18 protein-coding genes are annotated in these 23,048 nt (G+C 71.8%); 17 read left to right on the top strand and 1 reads right to left on the bottom strand.

Annotation, left to right across the window (positions count from 1 at the left end; translation table 11 throughout):
* Position 1: 1 nt before the first annotated feature.
* The 17 genes from ACFWYS_RS07505 to ACFWYS_RS07425 are packed head-to-tail and all read left to right on the top strand — an operon-like array spanning position 2 to position 22,119.
* Entirely contained in the window at positions 2-1,558 is a 1,557-nt protein-coding gene (locus tag ACFWYS_RS07505) for a Wzz/FepE/Etk N-terminal domain-containing protein (RefSeq protein WP_384764647.1), read from the top strand.
* A gap of 3 nt (positions 1,559-1,561) precedes the next feature.
* Positions 1,562-3,496: an asparagine synthase (glutamine-hydrolyzing) gene (gene asnB / locus ACFWYS_RS07500; RefSeq protein WP_384764646.1), complete on the top strand. Its 1,935-nt coding sequence runs from the start codon at positions 1,562-1,564 to the stop codon at positions 3,494-3,496.
* 17 nt (positions 3,497-3,513) lie between these two features.
* The gene (locus tag ACFWYS_RS07495; RefSeq protein ID WP_384764644.1) at positions 3,514-5,700 is read left to right on the top strand and encodes a bi-domain-containing oxidoreductase; all 2,187 of its coding nucleotides are present in this window, start codon (positions 3,514-3,516) and stop codon (positions 5,698-5,700) included.
* Entirely contained in the window at positions 5,697-7,673 is a 1,977-nt protein-coding gene (locus ACFWYS_RS07490) for an alginate lyase family protein (protein ID WP_384764642.1), read from the top strand. Before ACFWYS_RS07495 ends, ACFWYS_RS07490 begins: the two co-directional genes overlap by 4 nt.
* 9 nt (positions 7,674-7,682) lie before the next feature.
* Positions 7,683-9,224 (top strand): right-handed parallel beta-helix repeat-containing protein, encoded by a 1,542-nt coding sequence (locus tag ACFWYS_RS07485; RefSeq protein ID WP_384764640.1) that lies wholly within the window; start codon positions 7,683-7,685, stop codon positions 9,222-9,224.
* Between the two features lies 1 nt (position 9,225).
* Entirely contained in the window at positions 9,226-10,494 is a 1,269-nt protein-coding gene (locus ACFWYS_RS07480) for an O-antigen ligase domain-containing protein (protein WP_384764639.1), read from the top strand.
* A 2-nt stretch (positions 10,495-10,496) separates the two neighbouring features.
* The gene (locus ACFWYS_RS07475) at positions 10,497-11,741 is read left to right on the top strand and encodes a glycosyltransferase (RefSeq protein ID WP_384764637.1); all 1,245 of its coding nucleotides are present in this window, start codon (positions 10,497-10,499) and stop codon (positions 11,739-11,741) included.
* Positions 11,738-12,973 carry a class I SAM-dependent methyltransferase gene (locus tag ACFWYS_RS07470; RefSeq protein ID WP_384764635.1) on the top strand — a complete coding sequence of 412 codons (1,236 nt, stop codon included), beginning with the start codon at positions 11,738-11,740 and terminating at the stop codon, positions 12,971-12,973. The genes ACFWYS_RS07475 and ACFWYS_RS07470 overlap by 4 nt, the downstream gene beginning before the upstream one ends.
* The gene (locus ACFWYS_RS07465) at positions 12,970-13,764 is read left to right on the top strand and encodes a glucose-1-phosphate cytidylyltransferase (RefSeq protein ID WP_384764633.1); all 795 of its coding nucleotides are present in this window, start codon (positions 12,970-12,972) and stop codon (positions 13,762-13,764) included. The genes ACFWYS_RS07470 and ACFWYS_RS07465 overlap by 4 nt, the downstream gene beginning before the upstream one ends.
* Positions 13,761-14,408: a PIG-L deacetylase family protein gene (locus tag ACFWYS_RS07460; RefSeq protein WP_384764631.1), complete on the top strand. Its 648-nt coding sequence runs from the start codon at positions 13,761-13,763 to the stop codon at positions 14,406-14,408. The genes ACFWYS_RS07465 and ACFWYS_RS07460 overlap by 4 nt, the downstream gene beginning before the upstream one ends.
* A 3-nt stretch (positions 14,409-14,411) precedes the next feature.
* A complete protein-coding gene (locus ACFWYS_RS07455; RefSeq protein ID WP_384764629.1) occupies positions 14,412-15,437 on the top strand; it encodes an NAD-dependent epimerase/dehydratase family protein in 1,026 nt (341 codons plus the stop codon).
* Complete coding sequence (locus ACFWYS_RS07450) at positions 15,425-16,708, top strand: DUF4910 domain-containing protein (RefSeq protein ID WP_384764628.1); 1,284 nt, start codon at positions 15,425-15,427, stop codon at positions 16,706-16,708. Before ACFWYS_RS07455 ends, ACFWYS_RS07450 begins: the two co-directional genes overlap by 13 nt.
* A gap of 5 nt (positions 16,709-16,713) precedes the next feature.
* Positions 16,714-18,012, top strand: coding sequence for a hypothetical protein (locus ACFWYS_RS07445; protein WP_384764626.1), 1,299 nt, complete (start codon positions 16,714-16,716; stop codon positions 18,010-18,012).
* A complete protein-coding gene (locus tag ACFWYS_RS07440; RefSeq protein ID WP_384764624.1) occupies positions 18,009-18,983 on the top strand; it encodes a glycosyltransferase family 2 protein in 975 nt (324 codons plus the stop codon). Before ACFWYS_RS07445 ends, ACFWYS_RS07440 begins: the two co-directional genes overlap by 4 nt.
* Positions 18,980-20,227: a polysaccharide pyruvyl transferase family protein gene (locus ACFWYS_RS07435; protein ID WP_384764623.1), complete on the top strand. Its 1,248-nt coding sequence runs from the start codon at positions 18,980-18,982 to the stop codon at positions 20,225-20,227. The genes ACFWYS_RS07440 and ACFWYS_RS07435 overlap by 4 nt, the downstream gene beginning before the upstream one ends.
* Positions 20,224-20,775: a dTDP-4-dehydrorhamnose 3,5-epimerase gene (rfbC, locus tag ACFWYS_RS07430; protein WP_384764621.1), complete on the top strand. Its 552-nt coding sequence runs from the start codon at positions 20,224-20,226 to the stop codon at positions 20,773-20,775. The genes ACFWYS_RS07435 and rfbC overlap by 4 nt, the downstream gene beginning before the upstream one ends.
* Positions 20,776-20,787: 12 nt before the next feature.
* Positions 20,788-22,119: a glutamate-1-semialdehyde 2,1-aminomutase gene (locus ACFWYS_RS07425; RefSeq protein WP_384764693.1), complete on the top strand. Its 1,332-nt coding sequence runs from the start codon at positions 20,788-20,790 to the stop codon at positions 22,117-22,119.
* A 48-nt stretch (positions 22,120-22,167) separates the two neighbouring features.
* Here the strand turns inward: ACFWYS_RS07425 and ACFWYS_RS07420 are convergent, their stop codons facing one another.
* On the bottom strand, positions 22,168-22,857 hold the full coding sequence (locus tag ACFWYS_RS07420) for a phosphatase PAP2 family protein (protein WP_384764691.1): 690 nt from the start codon (positions 22,855-22,857) through the stop codon (positions 22,168-22,170).
* Between the last annotated feature and the right edge of the window lie 191 nt (positions 22,858-23,048).

Raw genomic sequence — 23,048 nt, 5'->3', positions numbered from 1 at the left:
CGTGACGACGAGCACGACCGCGGAGTCGTCGGCCTCCACTCCGCTCTTTGATCTGCAGGCGCTGGTGGTGGCGGTGCGCAGGCGCCGCCGCCTGTGGAGCGCCATGGCGCTGCTGGGACTGCTGGCCGGCGCGTCGGTGGCGGTCCTGATGCCGCCGCCCCCGACCGCGGTGACCAAGGTGCTGGTCGCGCATGAGGGGGACCAGCCGAACGACACCGGAACGCTGATCCGTACCGACGTCGAACTGCTGGGGACCACACGGATCGCCGAGAAGGCCCTGCGGTCCCTCAAGTCCCCGGAAAAACCGGAAGACTTCATGCGGGACTACCGGGGTGCCGGCCTGACCAACAACCTGCTGCAGATCACCGTGACGGGTGACAGCGACGCGGAGGCGACGGCCCGGGCCAAGGCGCTGGCCGACGCGTTCGTCGCGGACCATGTGAAGCGGATGCGGGACTCCGCGTCGGCCGAGTCCAAGGCCCTGCTGGACCAGCGTGACCGCATGCGGGACGAGCTCGCCCAGGTCAACAAGGCGATCGGCGAGGGATCGCCGGAGAGCGGGCCGAAGGCGTCGGCGAACATGGAGTCGCTCTTCGCCCGCCGGGCCGAACTCACCTCGCGGATCACCGACTTCGGCCAGCGCGCCGCGGAGGCACGTACCGGCACGCCCAAGGTCGTCGCCGGCACACAGGTCGTGGACGCCCCGCGCGCGATCCGGCACTCCCTGCCCAAGGCCGCCGCCACCAACGCCGCGATCGGACTCGTCCTCGGGCTCGTCCTCGGGCTCGCGGTGGCCGCGGTCGGCACGGTGGTGGCGGACCGCCCCGTACTGCGCCGGGAGATCGCGGCGAACCTCGGCGCCTCCGTCATCGCGGAGCTGCCCCGCCGGTCCGGCAGGCCGTGGCGGCGCCGACGGATCCGGGCGGCACGCGAACGGCTCACCACGTCGTTGGCCCGCACCGTGCGCGGCTCCGCTGAACCCGTGTCGCTGCTGGAACTGGGCTGTGCGCGCAGCGCGAGCGTGATCGCCCTGGAGCTCGCCGAGGCGCTGGCACCGGACGGGCCCGTGGTGATCGTCGACGCCCTGCCCGGTACGCAACTCTCGGGCCGTCGGCCGAAGCCGGGAGGCCCGACCGTGGTCAGCGGCAAGGACGCCGCGGACCTGTCGCACGGGGAACGCCGGTTCGGCGTCGGCTCGGTCGCGCCCGGCACGGCGTGGACCGACCTCCAGTACCTCGGCACCCAGACGGTGCTCGTGGTGCGGGCCGGGCACGGCAGCGCCGCATGGCTGCACACCGTGGCGCGGCAGCTCGCGGACCAGGGCATTCCGGTGATCGGTGTGGTGCTGATCGACCCCGATCCGCGTGACCGGACCGACGGCACGCTGTGGGACGGCCTGCACACCGCGCTGCGGGGCCACAGCGAGCGGCAGGCCCGGCAGAAGAACGGTGGGGGTACCTCCCACGCCGTCAAGGCAGTGGGTGAGGGCCAACCGCGCACGGAGCGGCAGCCGATGTGGGCGACGCGGGGCCCGGACAGCGACCAGGAGGCGCGGTAGTACATGTGTGGCATCGCAGGCACTTACCGATGGCCGGACGAGAAGGTCGTGACCGACCGGCTCACCGAGACCCTCGCCCACCGCGGGCCGGACGGGTCGGGCCGCTACAGCCATTCCGCCGGTGACGGCGAGGTGCACCTCGGGCACCGTCGGCTGGCCATCATCGACCTGTCCGAGACGGGCGCCCAGCCTATGGTCTCGGGCGGCCTCGTCCTGACGTACAACGGCGAGTTGTACAACGCGCCGGAGCTGCGGGCCGAGCTGGCGGCCGCCGGGGTGCGCTTCCGCGGTACCTCCGACACCGAGGTGCTGCTGGAGGCGTGGCGGCGCTGGGGTACCGACTGCCTGCCCCGGCTGCGCGGCATGTTCGTGTTCGCGGTCTTCGACGAGCGGACCGGTGAGCTGGTGCTCGCCCGCGACCAGCTCGGCATCAAGCCGCTGTTCCTGCTCCGGCGCGGCGAGGGTCTGGTGTTCGCCTCCGAGCTCAAGGCGCTCGCCGCCGTGACCGGCGGATCGTTGCAGGTGGACCATGGGGCGCTGGTGGCCTCGCTCCTCTACTACTGGGTGCCGGACTCACGGTGTGCGTTCCGCGAGGCGGAGAAGCTGCCGCCGGGGAGCTGGCTGCGGATCCGGCCCGACGGCCGGGTGGATCGCGGCCGGTTCTGGAACCTGAAGGACGTCGCCGCCGAGGGCCGGGAGCGTGCGCGGGCCGGCGAGCAGCCGGACCTGGCCGCCATCGTCGAGGAGTCGACCCGACGCCATCTGCTGTCCGACGTACCGGTGGCGACGTTCCTCTCCGGCGGTCTCGACTCCAGCTATCTGACCGCGCTTGCGGCCCGCCACCAACCCGGGATCTCCGCCTACACGATCGGGTTCCGCGCCGAGGACGCCAGGTTCGAGGCGATGCCGGACGACCTGCGCTATGCCCGGCAGGTGGCCGAGCGGTTCGGCGTCGATCTGCACGAGATCGAGATCGCCCCGAACGTGCTCGATCTGCTGCCGCAGATGACGTACTCCCTGGACGAGCCGATCGGCGACCCCGCCGCGATCAACACCTTCCTGATCTGCTCGGCCGCCCGGGAGGCCGGGGTCAAGGTGATGCTCTCGGGGATGGGCGCCGACGAGCTGTTCGCCGGGTACCGCAAGCACCTGGCCAACCTGATCGCGCTGCGCTACCAGCGCGTCCCGCGGCCCCTGCGGCGCGGGGTGTCCGCGGTCGTGGACCGGCTGCCGGTCGCCTCGGCCCGCCGGGGGTACCGGTCGGTGCGCTTCGCGAAGCGGTTCCTGTCCTTCGCCGAGCTGCCGGAGGAGACCGCGTTCCGGCGCAGCTACACCATGTACGACCAGGACGAGTTGCTCGCCCTGGTCGACCCGGACCTGGCCGGGACGGTCGAGGACGTGCTGACCGAGCATGCGGATGTCTACGAGGACAACGACCTGGACGACTTCGTCAACCGCATGTGCCTGGGCGACGCCCGGATGTTCCTGCCGGGCCTGAACCTCACGTACACGGACCGCTCCAGCATGGCCGCGTCGACCGAGGTGCGGGTGCCGTACGTGGACGTCGAGGTGGTGAAGGCGGCGTTCGCCGTTCCCGGTGATCGCAAGATCGTGGGTCGGCAGGGCAAGGCCGTCCTCAAGGAGGCCGCCACCTCGATCCTGCCCCGGGAGATCGTGTACCGGCCCAAGGGCCTGTTCAGCGCGCCGCTGCGGGCCTGGATGAGCCGGGATCTGGCCCCGCTGGTGCGCGAGGTGATCCACGACGGCGAGCTCGTCAGATCAGGGTTCCTGCGCCGCGACGCGCTGGCGCGGATGGCCGCCGAGGACGCCGCCGGGCAGCGGGATTTCTCCAAGCATCTGTGGCATGTGCTGACCCTTGAGTACTGGTATCGCGACGCGATCTCTGGGTCCGGCCAGAGCACTCGGTTAACGGCTTAGGAATCAGAGGAGTTCGGGTGAAGCAGGTTGTACAGAACTACAAGAGCGGCGAGCTGGCGGTGCTCGACGTGCCGGTGCCGGGGTGCAAGCCGGGCGGTGTGCTGGTCCGCAGTGCCTTCTCGCTGATCTCCACCGGGACCGAGCTGATGAAGGTGTCCGAGGCCGGCATGTCGATGCTGGGCAAGGCCCGCTCCCGCCCGGACCAGGTCGCCAAGGTCATGCAGAGCGTGGCCACCAACGGGGTGCCCGCCACCTACCGCAAGGTGATGGGCAAGCTGGACTCCTACACACCGCTGGGCTACTCGCTGTGCGGGGTGGTCGAGCAGGTCGGCGCCGGCGTCGACGACGTGAAGGTCGGCGACCTGGTGGCCTGCGCCGGCAACGAGCACGCGCTGCACGCCGAGTTGAACTGGGTGCCGAAGAACCTCTACGCCCCGGTGCCGGACGGCCTGGCCCCCAGCCACGCCGCCTTCGGCACCGTCGGGTCGATCGCGATGCAGGGCGTCCGCCAGGGCGAGCCCCAGCTCGGCGAGGTGGCGCTGGTCATCGGCCTCGGGCTGATCGGACAGCTGGTGGTGCAGCTCCTCACGGCCTCGGGAGTCCGCGTCGTCGGCGCCGACCCCGACCCGGCGCGCTGTGAACTCGCCGAGCGCCTGGGCGCGGTGGCCTGCGGCGATCCCGCGTCCGCGGCCGTGGAGACGGCCGTCGCCGAACTCACCGGCGGTCACGGCGTGGACCAGGTGTACCTGGCCGCGGGCGGCGGCAGCAACCAGCCCGTCGAGCTGGCCGCCCGGCTCTGCCGGGACCGCGGCCGGGTCGTCGACATCGGCAAGTGCCGCCTGGACCTGCCGTGGAACGCGTACTACGAGAAGGAACTCGACGTCCGGTTCTCCCGCAGCTACGGCCCCGGCCGCTACGACCCGGAGTACGAGCTCGAAGGGCGCGACTACCCGATCGGCTATGTGCGCTGGACGGAGCGCCGCAACCTGGCGTGCTTCCTCGACCTGGTCGCCCGCGACAAGGTCGACGTGGAGCCCTTGGTCTCCCACATCGCCGACTTCGATGACGCCGTCGAGACGTACCAGCGCCTGAAGGACGGCGACTTGAAGGCCGTGGCCGTGCTGTTCCGCTACCCCGGACAGACGGCCGGAAAGACCGAGGCCGAGGCTGTGGCCCCGGCGGTGACCGTGCCCGCGGTGAACGTGCAGCGGAGTCCGGCCCGGGCCGCCGGGACGCCGGTGCGCCTGGCGTTCATCGGCGCGGGCAACTACGCGACGTCGATGCTGCTGCCGCATCTTTCAGCACGCGACGGTGTCGAGTTGTCGACCGTCGTCACCACGACGGCGCTGTCCGCGGCCAACGCACAGCGGAAGTTCGGCTTCGCCCAGGCCACCACCGACCTCGACGCCGTGCTCGGCGACAAGTCCATCGACGCGGTGTTCGTGGTCACCCGGCACAGCTCGCACGCCGACCTGACCCGGAAGGCACTGCTGGCCGGCAAGGCGGTGTTCGTGGAGAAGCCGCTGGCGCTCACCGAGGACGACCTGTCCGGCGTGCTCGCGGCGGTCGAGGAGTCCGGCAACGACCGGCTCCAGGTGGGCTTCAACCGCCGGTTCGCGCCGCTGCTCCAGGAGGCCAAGAAGCGGTTCGGCGCCCGTACCGGCCCGGCCAGCCTGCGCTACCTGGTCAACGCGGGGCGGCTCGACCACGGCAGCTGGTATCTCCAGCAGGGCACCGAGGGCTCGCGGTTCGCCGGCGAGGGCGGACACTTCATCGACACGGCGAGCTGGCTGCTCGACGCCGACCCGGTCTCGGTGTACGCGGTCGCCCCGTCCGGCAACGAGGACCTCCAGGTCGTACTGCGCTACCCGGACGGGTCCACCGCCGCCATCAGCTATGTCACCACCGGCGCGGCCGGCTTCCCCAAGGAGACGCTGGACCTGGTCGCGGACGGCAAGGTGCTCCAGCTCGACGACTTCGTCCGTGCCTCGGTGTACGACCGCAAGCGGTGGGTGAGTTCGCGGCTGCCCAAGGCCCGCGACAAGGGCCAGAACGCCGAACTGGCCGCGTTCGTCAAGGCCGTTCGGACCGGCGGTCCCATGCCGGTGCCGCTGGAGTCGCTGGTCGCCACCACGGCGGCCACCCTCGCCGTGCAGGCCGGCCTGGCCGGCGGCGCGCCGGTGACGTTGGCGAGGGCGCGATGACCATGAGCGCGGGCTGGTACCTGCGCCGGCTGTCCCGGATGGGGCCGCGGGAGATCGGCGGCCGGGTGGGCGACACGGTGCGCAGACGGCTGTGGCGGTCGGCGCGGCCGGACTGCCCGGGCGTGACCGGCGCCCGGTTCACCGCCGTGCTGCCCGCGGGGACGGTCGCCGCGGTGCCACCGGACGCCGCGAAGCGTCTCATCGCCGAGGCGGACCGGCTGATGGCCGGGCACGCCGAGTACTTCGGGGTGGACCGCGACGACCTGGCCGACCCGGACTGGTGGTACGACCCGAAGACCGGGCGCCGGGCCCCGTGGGGCTACGCCTTCGACGTGCCGTACCGCAGCGAGGACGCGGTCGGGGACATCAAGCAGATCTGGGAGCTGTCCCGGCATCAGTACCTCACCGTGCTCGCCGCCGCCTACGCGGTCACCGGGGACGAGCGGTACGCCGAGCGGGTGGCCGAGCACCTGCGGTCGTGGTGGGCGGCCAACGCGCCGCTGCGCGGAGTGCACTGGACCAGCGGCATCGAGCTGGGGATCCGGCTGCTGTCCTGGGTGTGGATCCGCCGGCTGCTCGACGGCTGGCCGGGCGCGGCCGGGCTGTTCGAGGGCAACCCGGTGGCGCTGAACCAGATCTGGCACCACCAGCGCTGGCTGGCCGCGTTCCCCAGCCGGGGGTCGTCGGCGAACAACCACATCATCGCCGAGGCCGCCGGGCAGTTCGCCGCGGCCTGCGCGTTCGACTGGTTCCCCTCCTCGGCGCGCTGGCGGGCCGACGCGCTGCGGTCGCTGGAGCGGCATCTGCGCGGCAACACCTTCGGCTCCGGCCTCAACCGCGAGCTGGCCACCGAATATCACGGACTGGTGCTGGAGCTCGGCCTGGCCGCGCTGGCCGAGGCGGACGCCGCCGACGTGCCGGTCCCCGCGACGGTCCGGCTGGTGCTGCTGCGGATGACCGACGCGCTCGCGGCCGTCGTGGACAACCGGCTGCGGCCCCCGCGCCAGGGCGACTCGGACGACGGGCACGGTCTGATCGTGGACGGCACGGGCACCGACCGCTGGGCCTCGCTGCTGGCCACCGGGGACGCCGTGTTCGGCCGGCTCGACTGGTGGCCGGTGGTGACAGGCACCGATGTGCGCACCCCGCTGCTGGCCGCGCTCATCCGGCCCTACGCGAAAAAGGGAACCGCACCGGCCATGGCCCGCCCGGCGAGCCGACCGGGCCACTTCGCCGACGCGGGGCTCACCATCCTGCGCGGTCCGGAGAAGGTCTGGTGCCGCTGCGACGGGGGTCCGCACGGCTTCCTGTCCATCGCCGCGCACGCCCACGCGGACGCGCTGTCCGTGGAGGTCCGGCACGACGGCGTCGACGTGCTCGCCGATCCGGGGACGTACTGCTATCACGGGCAGCCCGAGTGGCGGCAGTACTTCCGGTCGACCCTCGGCCACAACACCCTGCAACTGGACGGCGTCGACCAGTCCGTCTCAGGCGGCCCGTTCCTGTGGACCCGGCATGCCCGCAGCCGCGTCCTGGTCGCGGGCACAGGGGGCACAGCGGACGCGTCCGGCGAGGGGGTGGCCCGCTGGGTTGCCGAGCACGACGGCTACCAGGGCTCCGTGCACCGCCGCCGGGTGGAGCTGACGGCCGAGAGCCAGGAGCTGCGGGTCGTCGACGAGGTGCGCGGCCCGCGCCGGGCCGTGCGGCTGGCCTTCCACCTCGGCCCGGCGATCACCGCGGACCTGGTGGACAACCGGGCCGTGCTCACCTGGACCCGGGACGGCGAGGACCGCTCCGCGGCGCTCGACCTGCCAGAGCAGCTGTCGTGGCGGGCGCATCGCGGCGAGAGCAACCCGCCCCTGGGCTGGTACTCCCCCGGCTTCGGGCGCAAGGAACCCGCCACCACGCTGGTCGGCACCGGCTTCGCCGACGGCACGGAGGGCTTCACCACCGTGCTCAAGTTCCACGGCTAGGGGGCACGTGTGGGGATCAAGAGACGGCACTGGGCGTCGGCGGCACCGCTGGCGCTGGCCCTGCTGGCGGTGACCGGATGTGACAGCGGCACGGCGGGCACCCCGGCGGCGGGGCCGACCGCTGCGCCCGCCACATCCGGGGCGTCGTCCACGTCGGTCGCCCGGGTGTGCGCCAAGCCCGCGGCCGGGCCGGCGAAGGCGCCCAAGGGCGCGGTGACGGTCGACCCCTCGGTGACCGGTGACCTGGCCGCGAAGACCAAGAGCAGCCCCCCGAACACCACGTTCTGGCTCCGGCCGGGCAAGCACCGGCTTGAGCCGGACCGCTACGCCCAGGTCATCCCCAAGAAGGGGAACACCTACCTCGGCGCGCCGGGCGCGGTGCTCGACGGGCACAAGACCAACCAGTACGCGTTCGGTGGCACCGCCCGCGACGTCACCATCCGCTTTCTGACCGTGCAGGGGTTCGTCGCGCCGCACAACGAGGGCGTGGTCAACCATGACTCGGCCGACGGGTGGGTGATCGAGCACGCGACGATCCAGAAGAACTCCGGCGCCGGGCTGATGGCCGGTGCCCACCAGCGGGTCCGCGCCAGCTGCCTGCGCGACAACGGCCAGTACGGCATGAACGCGTACAAGGACGGTGACCCCCTGCGCGGCCTGGTGGTCGAGGACAACGAGATCGTGGGCAACAACACCGGTGACTGGGAGCGGCGGCGCAAGGGCTGCGGCTGCACCGGAGGCATCAAGTTCTGGGCCGTCAACGGCGCCGACGTGCGCGGCAACTGGGTGCACGACAACCGCGGAACCGGGTTGTGGGCGGACACCAACAACAATGACTTCCGCATCGAAGACAACGTGTTCGAGGCCAACGACGGCGCCGCGCTGATCTACGAGACCAGCTACAACGCGGTCATCCGGCGGAACACGATCCGGCGGAACAACTGGGTCGAGGGCCGTAGATACGCCGAGCGCGGCGACAACTTCCCGTTCGCGACCGTCTACCTGTCCGAGTCGGGCGGCGAACCACGGGTCCGAGCCCGCACGGACAAGATCGAGATCTACCGGAACGTGCTGGAGAACAACTGGTCCGGGATCACCCTGTGGGAGAACGCCGACCGGTTCTGCAACAGCCCGGCCAACACCTCCTCCGGTGACTGCACGTTGCTGGTCAAGAAGACCGACCGCTGCGCACAGCCGGCGATCGCCAGCGCACCGCTGTACGCCGACTGCCGGTGGAAGACCCAGCGGGTGGACATCCACGACAACCGCTTCGTGCTGGACAAGTCCGCCGTCGACTGCACGGTGAAGTGCGACCGGATGGCGGTGCTGGCCAACTACGGCACCTATCCGGACTGGTCGCCGTACCAGGGCGAGCGGGTGTCCGAGGCGATCACCCGCAAGCAGCACAACCGCTGGCACGACAACGTCTACCTCGGACCGTGGAAGTTCGTCGCCTACGACCCGAGCCGGGTGCTCGACTTCGGGCAGTGGCAGGGCACGCCGTACCAGCAGGACAAGGGCAGCACCATCCGCGCACGGGACGGTGGTTGAGATGGCCGCCACTCCGTCCGCAAACCACCCGTCGAAGATCGTCGGGGCGGTCTGGGGGCTGCTGATCCTCAACACGCTCGGCTCCGCCGGGGCGAAGACCATCGTCCCACTGCCCCGCTCCCTCATCCAGATGGTCACCATGGGCGCGCTGGTCGCCGCGTTCACGCTGGCGCTCGCGGTCAATCTCCGGCTGCGCATCCGGGCCAGCGCCTATCTGCTTCTGCTGACCCTGCTGCTGGTGCTGAGCGTGATCTCCAGCGCCAACCTGGAGTCCGGGTTCGGCGCGCTGTTCCGCTGCGCCCGGCTGGCTCTCTTCGTCGGCACGCTGTGGCTGCTCAGCCGCTGGTGGGACGGCTCCATGACGTTCGTCCGGCATCACATCCGGATGTACTTCGCGGTGCTCGGGTCGGTGGCCGCCGGCCTGGCCGTCTCACCGGGCGCGGCCCTGCCCGACCTCTACGGCGGACGTCTGGTCGGCGCGCTGTGGCCGCTCACCCCGCCGCAGATCGGGCAGTACGCCGCGGTGATCATCGGGCTCACCGTGCTGCTCGTACTGGGCCGCCGGACCGACCGGACCAGCGCGGCGGTGGTCATCGTGCCGTCACTCGTCCTGCTCGCGCTGACCCACACCCGGACGGCCACGCTCGGCCTGTTCATCGGGCTGGCGTTCGCGATCGGCTCGCTGATCCTGACAAGCGCATCGGCCCGGCGGTTCTTCAGCTGGACGGTGGCGTGCGCCGTGGTGGCCGCGGTGGGGTTCGCCTCCGCGCTGCAGACGTGGTTCCTGCGCGGACAGAGCAAGGAGAACTTCTCCAACCTCACCGGTCGGGCCAAGGTCTGGGACGCGCTGCTGGCCGCGCCCCGGTCGACCTCGCAGGAGCTGTTCGGCGTGGGTCTGGGCGACAAGTCGTTCGGCGGGCTGCCGATCGACAACAGCTGGCTGGCCGTCTACAACGAGCAGGGTCTGATCGGCGTCACCCTGGTCGCGTTGATCATCATCGTGCTGGGCGGCGTCGCGCTGCTGAGGCCGCCGTCGCTGTCGAGGGCCTGCGCGATCTTCCTGATCAGCTATTGCGGAATCGCGTCGTACACCGAGGCCGGACTGGGCGACGCCTCGCCGTATCTGCTGCATCTGGCCGTGGCCGCCTCGCTGTTGGCGGCGCCTGCCGCGGCCACTCCCCTGTCGACACCCGCAACGACGCCCGAATCGACGCCCGAGGTCCCGCGGCGACGTGTCCCGCGATGGGCCCAGAGAGCGGAGGTGATCTGAGCATGCACGTTCTCGTGGTGCACAACCGCTACGCCTCGGCGCAGCCGAGCGGGGAGAACAAGGTCGTCGACCAGGAGGTGGCGCTGCTGCGCGGGGCCGGCCACCGGGTGGAGGTGTTCGAGCGGCGCAGCGACGACATCGCAGCCATGTCCCTGCCCGCCAAGGCCGCGCTGCCCCTGCGGGTGCCGTGGAACCCGGCGGTCCGCGCGGAACTCACCGCCCGGCTGCGCGGCGAGCGGCCTGACGTGGTGCACGTCCACAACGTCTTCCCGCTGCTGTCACCCGCGGTCCTCGCCGCCTGCGCCGACGCCGGGGTGCCCGCCGTGGCCACGCTGCACAACTACACCCAGGTCTGCCCGCCCGGCACACTCCAGCGGGACGGCCGGCCGTGCACCGAGTGCGTCGGGGCGGCGGCGCCGCTGCCCGCCGTCCGGCACGGCTGCTACCGGAGTTCCCGTCTTGCGACGGTGCCGCTCGCGGTCAGCCTTTCGGTCAACCGGCGGCGCTGGTGGTCCGGTGTGGAGCGGTTCCTGTGCATCTCCGCGGCGCAGCGCGACGTTCTGGTGGGGGCCGGCATGCCGGCGGAGCGGCTGGTGGTGAAGCACAACTTCGTGCCGGACCCGGACGACCGCCGCTCGGACGCCGGCGAGCACGTGCTCTACCTCGGCCGGCTCGCGGAGGCCAAGGGCGTGCGGCTGCTCATGGCCGCGTGGGACGAGGTCGCGGCGAGCGGCGGTGTGGGCGTGCCGCTCGTGATCGCCGGCACGGGACCGCTGGAGGCGGAGGTCACGGCCTGGGCGGCGGGCCGGGACGACGTGCGCTACGTCGGCCTGTACGACACGGCGGAGTGCCAGAAGGCCATCGCGCGGTCGGTCGCCGTGGTCGCTCCCTCGACGTGGCTGGAGGCGTTCGGCCTGGTGGTCGTGGAGGCGATGGCGGCCGGGGTCCCGGTCGTCGCCGCCGGTCACGGCGCCTTCGTCGAGCTCGTCGAGGACGGCGTGACGGGGCTGCTGCACCGGCCGGGCGAGTCCGCCTCGCTCGCGTCCGGCATACGCCGGATCACGGCCGAGCCGGCCCGCAACCAAGAGATGGGCCAGGCGGCCCGGCGCCGTTACGAGCAGGGCTTCAGCCCGGCCGTCGGCCTTGAGCGCCTGGTGGAGGAGTACCGCACCGCGATCGCGGGTCGGTCAGCACTGGCTCGCGGTGGGGACACCCACGCGAACAGGGGGGATGGGGACAGTAGATGACACAATGCCGACTGTGCGGCTCGGAAGCGATGGCGAGCGTCGTCGATCTCGGGGCGACACCACCGTGTGAGAGCTTTCTCGCCGCGGACCAACTGGACCGGCCGGAGCCCGCGTACCCGCTGCACCTGCGGGTCTGCACCGACTGCTGGCTCGCGCAGATTCCTCCGCTGATCACGCCGGAGGAGACGTTCAGCGAGTACGCGTACTTCTCCTCCTTCTCGACCTCCTGGGTGGAGCACGCGCGCACGTTCGTCGCCGACGCCGTCGAGCGGCTGGATCTCGGCACCGACGCCTTCGTGGTCGAGGTCGCGAGCAACGACGGATACCTGCTGAAGCATGTGGTGGACCGCGGGATCCGCTGCCTCGGCATCGAGCCGTCGGTGAACGTCGGCGCCTCGGCGCGGGACGCGGGCGTGCCCACGCTCACGGAGTTCCTGAGCCCGGACACCGGTGCCGCCGTCCGCGAGGAGCACGGCCCGGCAAACCTCGTCGTGGCCAACAACGTGTACGCGCACATCCCCGACGTCGTCGGGTTCACCCAAGGGCTGCGCGCCCTGGTCGCCGACGACGGCTGGGTCTCCATCGAGGTGCAGCACCTGCTGACCCTGATCGAGGAGAACCAGTACGACACGATCTACCACGAGCACTTCCAGTACTACACGGTCGCGTCCGCGATCCGGGCGCTGGCGAGTGGTGGACTCGCGCTCGTGGACGTCGAGTTGCTGCCCACGCACGGCGGCTCCATCCGGCTGTGGGCCCGCCCGGCCGAGGTGGCCGGCGAGCCGACGCAGCGGGTGGCCGACGTGCTGGCCCGGGAGAAGGCCGCCGGGCTCCAGGAGCTGTCCGGGTACACCGAGTTCTCCGCGCGGGTCGCCAAGGTGCGCCGGGACCTGCTCAAGTTCCTCATCGAGGCGGCCGAGCGCGGCGAGACGGTCGTCGGCTACGGCGCCCCCGGCAAGGGCAACACCCTGCTCAACCACTGCGGCATCCGGCCCGACCTGCTCGCGTACACCGTGGACCGCAACCCCTACAAGCACGGCAGGTTCACGCCGGGCGCCCGTGTCCCGATCCTGCCGCCCGATCAGATAGCGAACGACCGGCCGGACTACGTCCTGGTCCTCCCGTGGAACCTGCGGGCCGAGCTGGTCGAGCAACTGTCCTTCGTAGGCGACTGGGGCGGCCGGCTGGTCTTCCCCATCCCGGAACTGAGCATTGTCGAGGTCAAGGCATGAAGGTCGTTCTGTTCTGCGGCGGTTACGGGATGCGGATGCGCAGCGGTGCCTCCGACGACGTACCCAAGCCGATGGCGATGGTCGGCCCGCGGCCGCTGATCTGGCATGTCATGCGCTACTACGCGCACTTCGGGCACAAGGAGTTCATCCTGTGCCTCGGGTACGGGGCGCACCACATCAAGGACTTCTTCCTCAACTACGAGGAGACGACGTCCAACGACTTCGTGCTGCGCGGCGGGCGGACCGAGCTGCTGTCCACCGACATCGCCGACTGGACGATCACGTTCGCGCAGACCGGCATCGAGTCACCGATCGGTGAGCGGCTGCGCCGGGTGCGGCACCATCTGGACGGCGACGAGATGTTCCTCGCCAACTACGCCGATGTGCTCACCGACGCCCCGCTGCCGGAGATGATCGACCGGTTCGCGGCGCGCGACGCGGGTGCGTCGATGATGGTGGTGCCGCCGCAGTCGTCGTTCCACTGCGTGGACCTGGGCGAGGACGGCCTGGTGGGGGGCATCACCGCGGTGAGCGAACTGCCGCTGTGGGAGAACGGCGGCTACTTCGTGCTCCGCCAGGAGGTCTTCGACCACATACCGGAGAACGGGGATCTGGTCGCCGACGGATGCGCCCAACTGGCCAAGCGGGGACGGCTGGTGGCGCATCAGCACCGCGGTTTCTGGAAGCCGACCGACACCGTGAAGGAGCGGGCCGCGCTCGACGAGGCCTACGCCCGGGGCGACCGCCCGTGGGCCGTGTGGGAGCACGACGACGCGGGGGTGAGCGCGTGATCCGGCTCGGCGCGGGGCGGCCTGAGCGGATCGTCGCGGTGGGCGCGCACTGCGACGACATCGCCATCGGCGCGGGCGGCACGCTGCTGACGCTGTGCCGCGCGCGGCCGGGTCTGCGGGTCGACGCGCTGGTGCTCTCCGGCGGCGGCAGCGAGCGCGAGCAGGAGGAGCGGGCGGCGCTCGCCGCCTTCTGCCCGGGCGCCGACCTGCGGCTGACCGTGCTCAAGCTGCCGGACGGCCGGATGCCCGTGCACTGGGACGAGGCCAAGGCCGCGGTCGAGGAACTGCGCGGGCAGACCGAGCCCGATCTGATCCTGGCCCCGCGCACCGATGACGCGCACCAGGACCACCGCGGCCTGGCGCAGCTGATACCCACCGCGTTCCGCGACCACCTGGTGCTCGGCTACGAGATCGTCAAGTGGGACGGCGACCTCGGCCGCCTCGCCGCGTACCAGCCGCTGTCGCCGGAGATCGCCGAAGAGAAGGTGCGGCTGCTGCAGGAGCACTATCCCTCGCAGCGGCACCGGCCCTGGTACGACCGGGAGGCCTTCCTCGGCCTCGCCCGGATCCGCGGCATCGAATGCCATGAGCGATACGCCGAAGCGTTCGCCGTCACCAAACTCACGCTCAACCTGGGGGGTTGAACCTTGCGCGTACTGCTGACCGGACACCAGGGATATCTGGGAACCGTCATGGCCCCGGTCCTCACGGCCGCCGGGCACGAGGTCGTCGGCCTCGACGCCGGCCTGTTCGCCGACTGTGTGCTGGGCCCGACGCCCGCGGACCCGCAGGGGCACCGGGTGGACCTGCGCGACGTCAGAGCCGAACACGTGGCCGGCGTCGACGCCGTGATCCATCTGGCCGCGCTCTCCAACGACCCGCTGGGCTCGCTGGCCCCGGAGCTCACCTACGACATCAACCACCACGCGTCCGTACGGCTGGCCCGGCTGGCCCGCGACGCCGGGGTGCGGCGCTTCCTGTACGCGTCGACGTGCTCGGTGTACGGCGCCGCCGGGGGCGACGACCTGGTGGCCGAGGACGCCCCGCTGCGGCCGGTGACGCCGTACGCGGAGTCCAAGGTGCGGGTGGAGGACGACCTGCACGCGCTGTCCGACGGCGACTTCAGCCCGGTGTACATGCGCAACGCCACCGCGTTCGGCTACTCGCCCCGGCTGCGCGCCGACATCGTGCTGAACAACCTGGTGGGCCACGCGCTGTTGTCCGGCGAGGTGCTGGTGCTCTCCGACGGCACCCCCTGGCGTCCGCTGGTGCACGCCGCCGACATCGCACGGGCCTTCACGGCCGCGCTGACGGCGCCGCGGGAAGCGGTGCACGACCGGGCGTTCAACATCGGCAGCGAGATCAACAACGTCACGGTCGCCGAGATCGCCGGGCAGGTCGCCGAGGCGGTGTCCGGCGCGAAGGTGAACATCACCGGGGAGAACGGCGCGGATCCGCGGTCGTACCGGGTGGACTTCTCCCGGTTCCGCTCGGCCGTCCCCGGCTTCGACTGCGAGTGGACGGTGAAGCAGGGCGCGCTCGAACTCGCCGACGCCTACCGCACACACGGGCTGACCCGCGAGGACTTCGAGCAGCGCTTCACCCGCCTCGCCGTGCTGCGCTCGGCGTCCGACGCGGGCGCCGTCGACGGCACGCTGCGGTGGCGCCGGTGACCGCGCACGGCGCTGAGATGTACGCCCTGGTGGAGCGGCTGTACCCGCTCTGCCGGAGCATCACCGGCGACGGTGTGCGCGCCACCTTGGACATCGTCGGCGAGTACATCCCGCTGCAGGTGCACGAGGTGCCGACCGGGACGCAGGTGCTCGACTGGACGGTGCCGCAGGAGTGGAACATCCGGGACGCGTACATCGCCGACGCGGCCGGGAACCGGGTCGTCGACTTCGCCGCGTCCAGCCTGCACGTGCTCGGCTACAGCGTGCCGGTGTCGGCGACCATGCCCCTGGCCGAGCTGCGCGAACATCTGCACACCCTGCCGGAGCACCCGGCCTGGGTGCCGTACCGGACCAGCTACTACAAGCCGGAGTGGGGGTTCTGCCTGGCCCAGGAGACCCTGGACGCACTGCCGGACGGCGAGTACGAGGTGCGGATCGACTCCACGCTCGCCGACGGTCACCTCACCTACGCCGAGCACGTGGTCCCCGGGCAGGTCGCCGACGAGGTGATCGTCTCCTGCCATGTCTGCCACCCGTCGCTGGCCAACGACAACCTGGCCGGCATCGCGGTGGCGACGTTCCTGGCCCGGGCGCTCGCGGAGCAGAAGCCGTACTACACCTACCGGTTCATCTTCGCGCCCGGCACCATCGGGGCGATCACCTGGCTGGCCCGCAACGCCGAGCGGGTGGAGCGGGTCAAGCACGGGCTGGTGCTGGCCTGCGCGGGTGACTCGGGCAGTCTGACGTACAAGCGGAGCAGGCGCGGCGACGCGGAGATCGACCGGGTGATGGGGCATGTGCTGGCCGCCTCCGAACGCCCGCACAGCGTCGCCGAGTTCACTCCGTACGGCTACGACGAGCGGCAGTACTGCTCGCCCGGGTTCAACCTCGGGGTGGGCTCGCTCAGCCGGACGCCGTACGCCGGTTACCCGGAGTATCACACCTCGGCGGACAACCTGGACTTCGTCTCCCCTCAGGCGATGGCGGACACCCTCGCGGTCTGCCGCGAGGCCTTCGCCGTCCTCGACCGCAACCGGCGGTACGTCAACCTCAGCCCCTACGGCGAACCGCAGCTGGGGCGGCGCGGGTTGTACGACGCGCTCGGCGGCCGCAGCGACACCAAGCAGGCCCAGATGGCCATGCTCTGGGTGCTCAGCCTCTCCGACGGCGAGCACAGTCTGCTGGACGTCGCCGAGCGGTCCGGGCTGCCGTTCGACACCGTCGCCGCCGCGGCCGACGCCCTGCACGGCGCCGAACTGATCAAGGTGTGACGCCGATGACCACCGAGGAGGAGAAACCGCCGACGACGGCGCCAAAGGCCGGATCCGCCCGGCGGGCCTTCGTCGGCCGGCTGTCCTGGGGACTGGCCGACCAGGCGGCCTCCAGCATCAGCAACTTCGCGGTGGGCATCTACGTGGCACGCTCGCTGGGGGTGACCGCGTTCGGCGTGTTCAGCCTCGCCTGGGTGACCTACGGCGTGGTGCTCAACGTCTCCCGCGGGCTTGCCACCGATCCGCTCGTGGTGCGCTTCAGCGGCGTATCGGACACGTCCTGGCGCAGGGCGGTGGCCCGGTCGTCGGGTACCGCGCTCGGCGTCGGTGCCGCCATAGGGGCGGTGTGTCTGGTGGCCGGCCTCGCGCTCGGCGGCCGTGTGGGGCCCGCGTTCGCCTGCCTCGGCGTCATGCTGCCGGGGCTGCTGCTGCAGGACGCCTGGCGGTACGCGTTCTTCGCCGCGGGCACCGGGCGGAAGGCGTTCGTCAACGACGTCGTGTGGGGCGTCGCGCTGGTCCCGGCCATGGTGGTGGCGGCCCGCGTGGGCAGCGTGTCCGCCTTCGTGCTCGCCTGGGGCGCGTCCGCCACGGTGGCCGCGGGCTACGGCTACGTCCAGTCCGGCATCCTGCCCCGGGTGACCCGGGCCCGTGCGTGGCTTCGCGAGCAACGCGACCTCGGCTACCGGTACCTGGTCGAGAACGTCAGCCTCAGCGGGGCGAGCCAGCTGCGTGCGTACGGGCTCGGCGCGATCGCCGGGGTCGGCGCGGTGGGTGCGGTCCGGGGCGCCGAGCTCCTGCTCGGCCCGTTCCTCGCCGTGCTGATGGGGCTGTCGCTGGTCACCGTCGCGGAGGCGGCACGGGTGCTGCGGCGGGCCCCGCACCGCCTCGGCAGGTTCTGCCTCCTGCTGGGCGGCGCGCAGGCCGTCGCCGCGCTGCTCTGGGGCGGGGCACTGTTCCTGATGCCGGACCGGCTCGGCGAGCTCGTCCTCGGCGACGTCTGGCACTCCGCCGCACAGCTGATCGTGCCGGTCACCCTCGGTGTCGCGGGCGCCGGCCTCGGCACCGGCGCGGCGGCCGGGCTGCGCGCGCTCGCCGCGGCCCGGCGCAGCCTGCGCTGCCAGCTGTTCGCCTCCGCCTGCTACGTCACCGGCGGTCTCGGCGGGGCGGCCCTGGCCGGCACGGTCGGCTCGGCCTGGGGCGTCGCCGCCGCGACCCTCTGCGCCTCGGCCGTGTGGTGGCTGCAACTGCGGTCCGCCCTGCGCGAGTACCAGCACCATCCCATCCCACAAGTGAGGACGTCATGAGCGCCCATCCCCGGCTGAGCATCGGCCTGCCCGTGTACAACGGCGAGGAGTATCTGGCCGAGTCGCTCGACGCCCTGCTCGGCCAGACCTATGAGGACTTCGAGCTGGTCATCTCCGACAACGCCTCGATCGACGGGACCCAGGACATCTGCCGCAAGTACGCGGCGCAGGACTCGCGCATCCGGTACATCCGGCTGACCCGGAACATCGGCGCCGCGCCCAACCACAACTACGTGTTCACCGAGTGCCGCGGCGAGCTGTTCAAGTGGGCCTCGCACGACGACCTGTACGCCCGGGACCTGCTGCGGCGCTGCGTGGAGGCGCTGGACGAGCGTCCGGACGTGGTCCTCGCGCACTCCGACCAGGCGGTCATCGACGGCGAAGGGCAGGTGAAGGTCCCGTACGAGTACGGGCTCGCCACCGCCTCCCCGCACGCGCCGGAGCGGTTCCGCAGCTTCCTGTTCGAGCCCGGTGGCGACGACTTCTACGGGGTGATGCGCGCCGACATGCTGCGCCGGGTGAAGCCGCACGACAGCTACCACCACGCGGACCGCACGTTCGTCGCCGAGATCGTCCTGCACGGACCCTTCCACCAGGTGCCGGAGCTGCTGTACTTCCGCCGCGACCACCCCACCCGCGCCGAGCGGGCGAACCCTTCCAAGCGCTCCCGGTGCGTCAACCTGGACCCGCGCCGGGCGGGCGCACTGCACCCGACACCCCGGCTGCTCGCCGAGTACGTCTGGGGCTTCGTCTCGGCGATCCAGCGGGCGCCGCTGTCCACAGCCGACCGCCGCGCCTGCTACCGCCACCTCTCCGCATGGATGACCAGCCGGGTCCGGCCGGGTGCCGGCGAGCGGGTCGAGGACCGCGCCCCGGTCGACCCGGCCCGGCTCACGGTCTCCGTCGACGCCCTCGTCGCCGGCCGTGAAGGTCGTGTGGGTCGTGCGGGGCGCGCAGAGGAGCAGGCATGACGTCGGCGCACGAACACGAACGCCCGGTGCGCGTCGGGGTGTTCGGCCTGCTCGGCTCCGGCAACCTGGGCAACGACGGGTCGCTCGAAGCCGTGCTCGGGTACCTGCGCGCCGAGCACCCGGAGGCGGTCGTGGACGCGCTGTGCGGCGGGCCCGAGGTCGTCTCGGCCCGGTACGGGATCCCCGCGACGCGGCTGCACTGGTACCGCGGGGAGTACCGGACGGCGTCCCGTGTGGGCGCGATCGCGGGGAAGGGACTGGGCAAACTCGTCGACGTCTTCCGCACCGCCGCCTGGGTGCGCCGGCACGACGTGGTGATCGTGCCGGGCATGGGCGTCCTGGAGGCCACGCTGCCGCTGCGGCCGTGGGGCTTCCCGTACTCGCTGTTCCTGCTCTGCGCGACCGGCAGGCTCTTCGGCACCAAGGTCGCGCTGGTCGGCGTGGGCGCCGCCGCGATCCGCGACCGGGCGACCCGGGCCCTGGTGCGCCGGTCGGCACGGCTGGCCGCGTACCGGTCGTACCGGGACACCATGTCCCGTGACGCGATGCGGGCGATGGGCGTGGACACCACGCGCGACGAGGTCTACCCGGACCTCGCGTTCGCCCTGCCGACGCCGCGGGCCAGCGCGCCCTCCGGCATGACCGGCGGCTTGGTCTGCGTCGGCGTCATGGACTTCCACGGCGGCAACGACGACCGTGCTCGTGCCGAGGAGATCCACCGGCGCTACCTCGACGGGACAACCCGTTTCGTCCGCGCGCTGGTCGAGGACGGCAGACCGGTCCGGCTGCTCACCGGCGACGCATGCGATGCCCCGGTGGTCGCCGCGATCCTCGACGCGGTGGACTCGCCGCTGGTCACCGCCGCCGAAGCGGCCTCGCTGGCCGACCTGATGAAGGAGACCGCGGCCGCCGACACCGTGGTGGCGACCCGGTACCACAACCTGGTCTGCGCGCTGAAGTCCGGCACTCCGACGCTCGCGCTCAGCTATGCGGCGAAGAGCGACGCGCTCATGGACCGGATGGGCCTCGCCGCGTACTGCCACCCGGCTCGCGAGGTCGACGCCGACCGGCTGCTGGAGCAGTTCCGCGCGCTGGAGAAGCGCTCGGCGGAGCTGCGGCAGACCCTCGCCGAGCGGAACCGGCTCGCCGCCCGGCAACTCCAGGACCAGTTCACCGCGTTGACGGCCGCCCTGTTCCCGGCGAACGACCACCCGCACGCCCGCACCAGGCAGGAGACTCCATGAAGGCGACCCAAGTCCCGGCGATCGACGGCGCGTTCCTGTTCGAGCCGACGCCGTACGCCGACGAACGCGGCTTCTTCTGCCGCACCTTCGACGCCGACGTGGTCCGCTCGGTGGGCCTCGACCCGAACGCCTTCGTCCAGGACAGCCTGTCCCGCTCGGTCCGGGGCGTCCTGCGCGGCCTGCACCTGCGCTCCGGCGCGGGCGAGGCCAAGCTGGTGCGGTGCTCGTACGGGCAGATCTTCGACGTCGTCGTGGACCTGCGGCCGGATTCGCCCACGTACCTGGGCCGGGCCTTCTTCGAGCTCTCCGGCGAGACGCAGACGACCCTGTACATCCCGGCGGGCTGCGCGCACGGCTTCCAGGCCCTGACCGAAACCGCGGACACCTCCTACCGGATCGACCGCCCGCACGATCCGGCCGAGGACGTGACCATCGCCTTCGACGACCCGGAGCTCGCCATTCCCTGGCCGCTGCCGGTCACATCGATGTCCCAGCGGGACCGGGAGGCACCGAGCCTCGCCGAGGTCCTGAAGCACGAGGAGAGGTGAGACGTGACTGACGTGACCGACGAGTCCACGGAGTTCCTCCTGCCCCGGTCGCGGGCGGCGAACGAGCGGCTGCACGCCATGATCCCGGGGGGCGCGCACACCTACGCCAAGGGCGACGACCAGTACCCCGAGCACCTCGCCCCGGTCATCAGCCACGGCCGCGGTGCCCATGTGTGGGACATCGACGGCAACCGCTACATCGAGTACGGCTCCGGCCTGCGGTCGGTGAGCCTCGGCCACGCCCACCCACGTGTGACCAAGGCGGTGCGGCGGGAACTCGAACGCGGCAGCAACTTCGTCCGGCCGTCCATCGTGGAGGTCGAGGCCGCGGAACGCTTCCTGGCCACGGTGCCGACCGCCGAGATGGTGAAGTTCGCGAAGAACGGCTCCGACGCCACCACCGCCGCGGTACGCCTCGCCCGAGCCGCCACCGGACGCCCGCGGGTGGCCATCTGCGCCGACCATCCGTTCTTCTCCGTCGACGACTGGTTCATCGGTACGACGCCGATGCCCGCCGGAATTCCGGCGGCGACCACCGACCTCACCGTGGCATTTCCGTACGGCGACCTGGCCGCCACGGAGGAACTGCTCACCCGGCACCAGGACGAGATCGCCTGCCTGATCCTCGAACCCGCCACCCACACCGAGCCGCCGCCCGGCTACCTCGCCGGCCTGCGCGAACTGGCCGACCGGCACGGCTGCGTACTCGTCTTCGACGAGATGATCACCGGCTTCCGCTGGTCCGAGGCGGGCGCCCAGGGCCTGTACGGCGTCGTCCCCGACCTCTCCACGTTCGGCAAGGCGCTGGGCAACGGGTTCGCCGTCTCCGCGCTGGCCGGGCGCCGCGATCTGATGGAGCGGGGCGGGCTGCGTCCCCCCGGCGACCGGGTGTTCCTGCTGTCCACCACGCACGGTGCGGAAACGCACTCCCTCGCAGCCGCGATGGCCGTGCAGACCACCTACGTAGAGGAGGGCATCACCGCGCGGCTGCACGCCCTCGGCGAGCGGTTGGCGGCCGGTGTCCGCGACGCCGCGGCCGGCATGGGCGTCGGCGACCACGTCGTCGTCCGGGGCCGGGCCAGCAACCTGGTCTTCGCCACCCTCGACGAGAACCTCCAGCCGTCGCAGCAGTACCGCACCCTGTTCCTGCGCCGACTCCTTGCGGGCGGAGTGCTGGCCCCGTCGTTCGTGGTGAGCAGCGCGCTGGACGACGCCGACATCGACCGCACCGTGGACGTGGTGGCTCAGGCATGTGCGGTGTACCGGAAGGCACTTGACGCCGGTGACCCAGGCCCTTGGATGGCCGGACGGCCGGTGAAGCCGGTGTTCCGCCGCTTGGCATGACGTGAATGTGAGATGCCGTGGGGTGGTGTGTGGTGGGCTGCCGTGCCGTCAGCTACGGTCCCGCTGACCGGCGTCGGCGGCCATCCGATCGACCGGCCGGGCAGCCATCCGGTCGATCAGCCACGCGGTCGCCGGTACCACCGCCAGCGCGGTGCACCAGCCGCCTAGGACATCGGTCGGGTAGTGCGCGCCCAGGGCGACCTGCGCCCAGCCCATGGCGGCTCCGGCGACGAGCGCCGCGGCGAGCACGAGTGACAGGCCGGCCGTCCTGCCGAGGCCGAGCCAGCCGGTCACGAGCAGCGCCACCACGAGGGCGAACGCCGTGAGGAAGGCGGTGTGCCCGCTCGGATAGGACAGGTTGCCGTCGCCGTGGATGGTGCGTCCCACCAGGGATTTGAGCAGCGTCGCCGTCACCACGGTGGTGGCGACCCCGGCAACGACGAACACCGCCGCGCGAGGACGCCGAAGCAGTAGGCAGCCCGTCACGGCGGCCACGACAAGCATCGCCGCGCCGACCGGCTCCCCCAGGAAGTCCGTGGCCAGAGCGGCATGCCGCCACGGCGGGCGCACACTGTCCGCCGTCGGGTCGATGACCCACCTGTCCACCGTGCCGGGCTCGCTGTGTCCGGCGTACAAGACCCCGAGCACGACGACCACCAGCGCGGCGAGGGCCGCGATCAGCCCGAGCCACGCGCGCAGCGCCGGAGACAGCACCGTGGGTGCCGACCGGCCGGTCACGACCATCTGGCGGATGCGATCCACCTCCCCCTCCCGTCGAGGCCGTCGCCGAGGCGACTGACGCCCTGGTCAAGGGCATCGGAATCCGTCTCCGTCGGCCACCCTAACCAACAACACGGCGGGGGCAAACGGCCGTTGGAGAACGCCTTCCGTGGCCGGTGAAGGACACTGTCGGGTCCTTGGAGCAGAGG

The sequence above is a fragment of the Streptomyces sp. NPDC059010 genome, assembly GCF_042740355.1.
Taxonomy (GTDB): Bacteria; Actinomycetota; Actinomycetes; order Streptomycetales; family Streptomycetaceae; genus Streptomyces.
This window is presented reverse-complemented; position numbering and strand designations above follow the sequence as displayed.

Excerpts from the sequence above, each read along its gene's own strand:
- ACFWYS_RS07465 (WP_384764633.1), top strand. The coding sequence starts at position 12,970 with ATGAAGGTCGTTCTGTTCTGCGGCGGTTACGGGATGCGGATGCGCAGC.
- rfbC (WP_384764621.1), top strand. The coding sequence starts at position 20,224 with ATGAAGGCGACCCAAGTCCCGGCGATCGACGGCGCGTTCCTGTTCGAG.
- ACFWYS_RS07445 (WP_384764626.1), top strand. The coding sequence starts at position 16,714 with ATGACCACCGAGGAGGAGAAACCGCCGACGACGGCGCCAAAGGCCGGA.
- asnB (WP_384764646.1), top strand. The coding sequence starts at position 1,562 with ATGTGTGGCATCGCAGGCACTTACCGATGGCCGGACGAGAAGGTCGTG.
- ACFWYS_RS07440 (WP_384764624.1), top strand. The coding sequence starts at position 18,009 with ATGAGCGCCCATCCCCGGCTGAGCATCGGCCTGCCCGTGTACAACGGC.
- ACFWYS_RS07480 (WP_384764639.1), top strand. The coding sequence starts at position 9,226 with ATGGCCGCCACTCCGTCCGCAAACCACCCGTCGAAGATCGTCGGGGCG.
- ACFWYS_RS07435 (WP_384764623.1), top strand. The coding sequence starts at position 18,980 with ATGACGTCGGCGCACGAACACGAACGCCCGGTGCGCGTCGGGGTGTTC.
- ACFWYS_RS07490 (WP_384764642.1), top strand. The coding sequence starts at position 5,697 with ATGACCATGAGCGCGGGCTGGTACCTGCGCCGGCTGTCCCGGATGGGG.
- ACFWYS_RS07475 (WP_384764637.1), top strand. The coding sequence starts at position 10,497 with ATGCACGTTCTCGTGGTGCACAACCGCTACGCCTCGGCGCAGCCGAGC.
- ACFWYS_RS07470 (WP_384764635.1), top strand. The coding sequence starts at position 11,738 with ATGACACAATGCCGACTGTGCGGCTCGGAAGCGATGGCGAGCGTCGTC.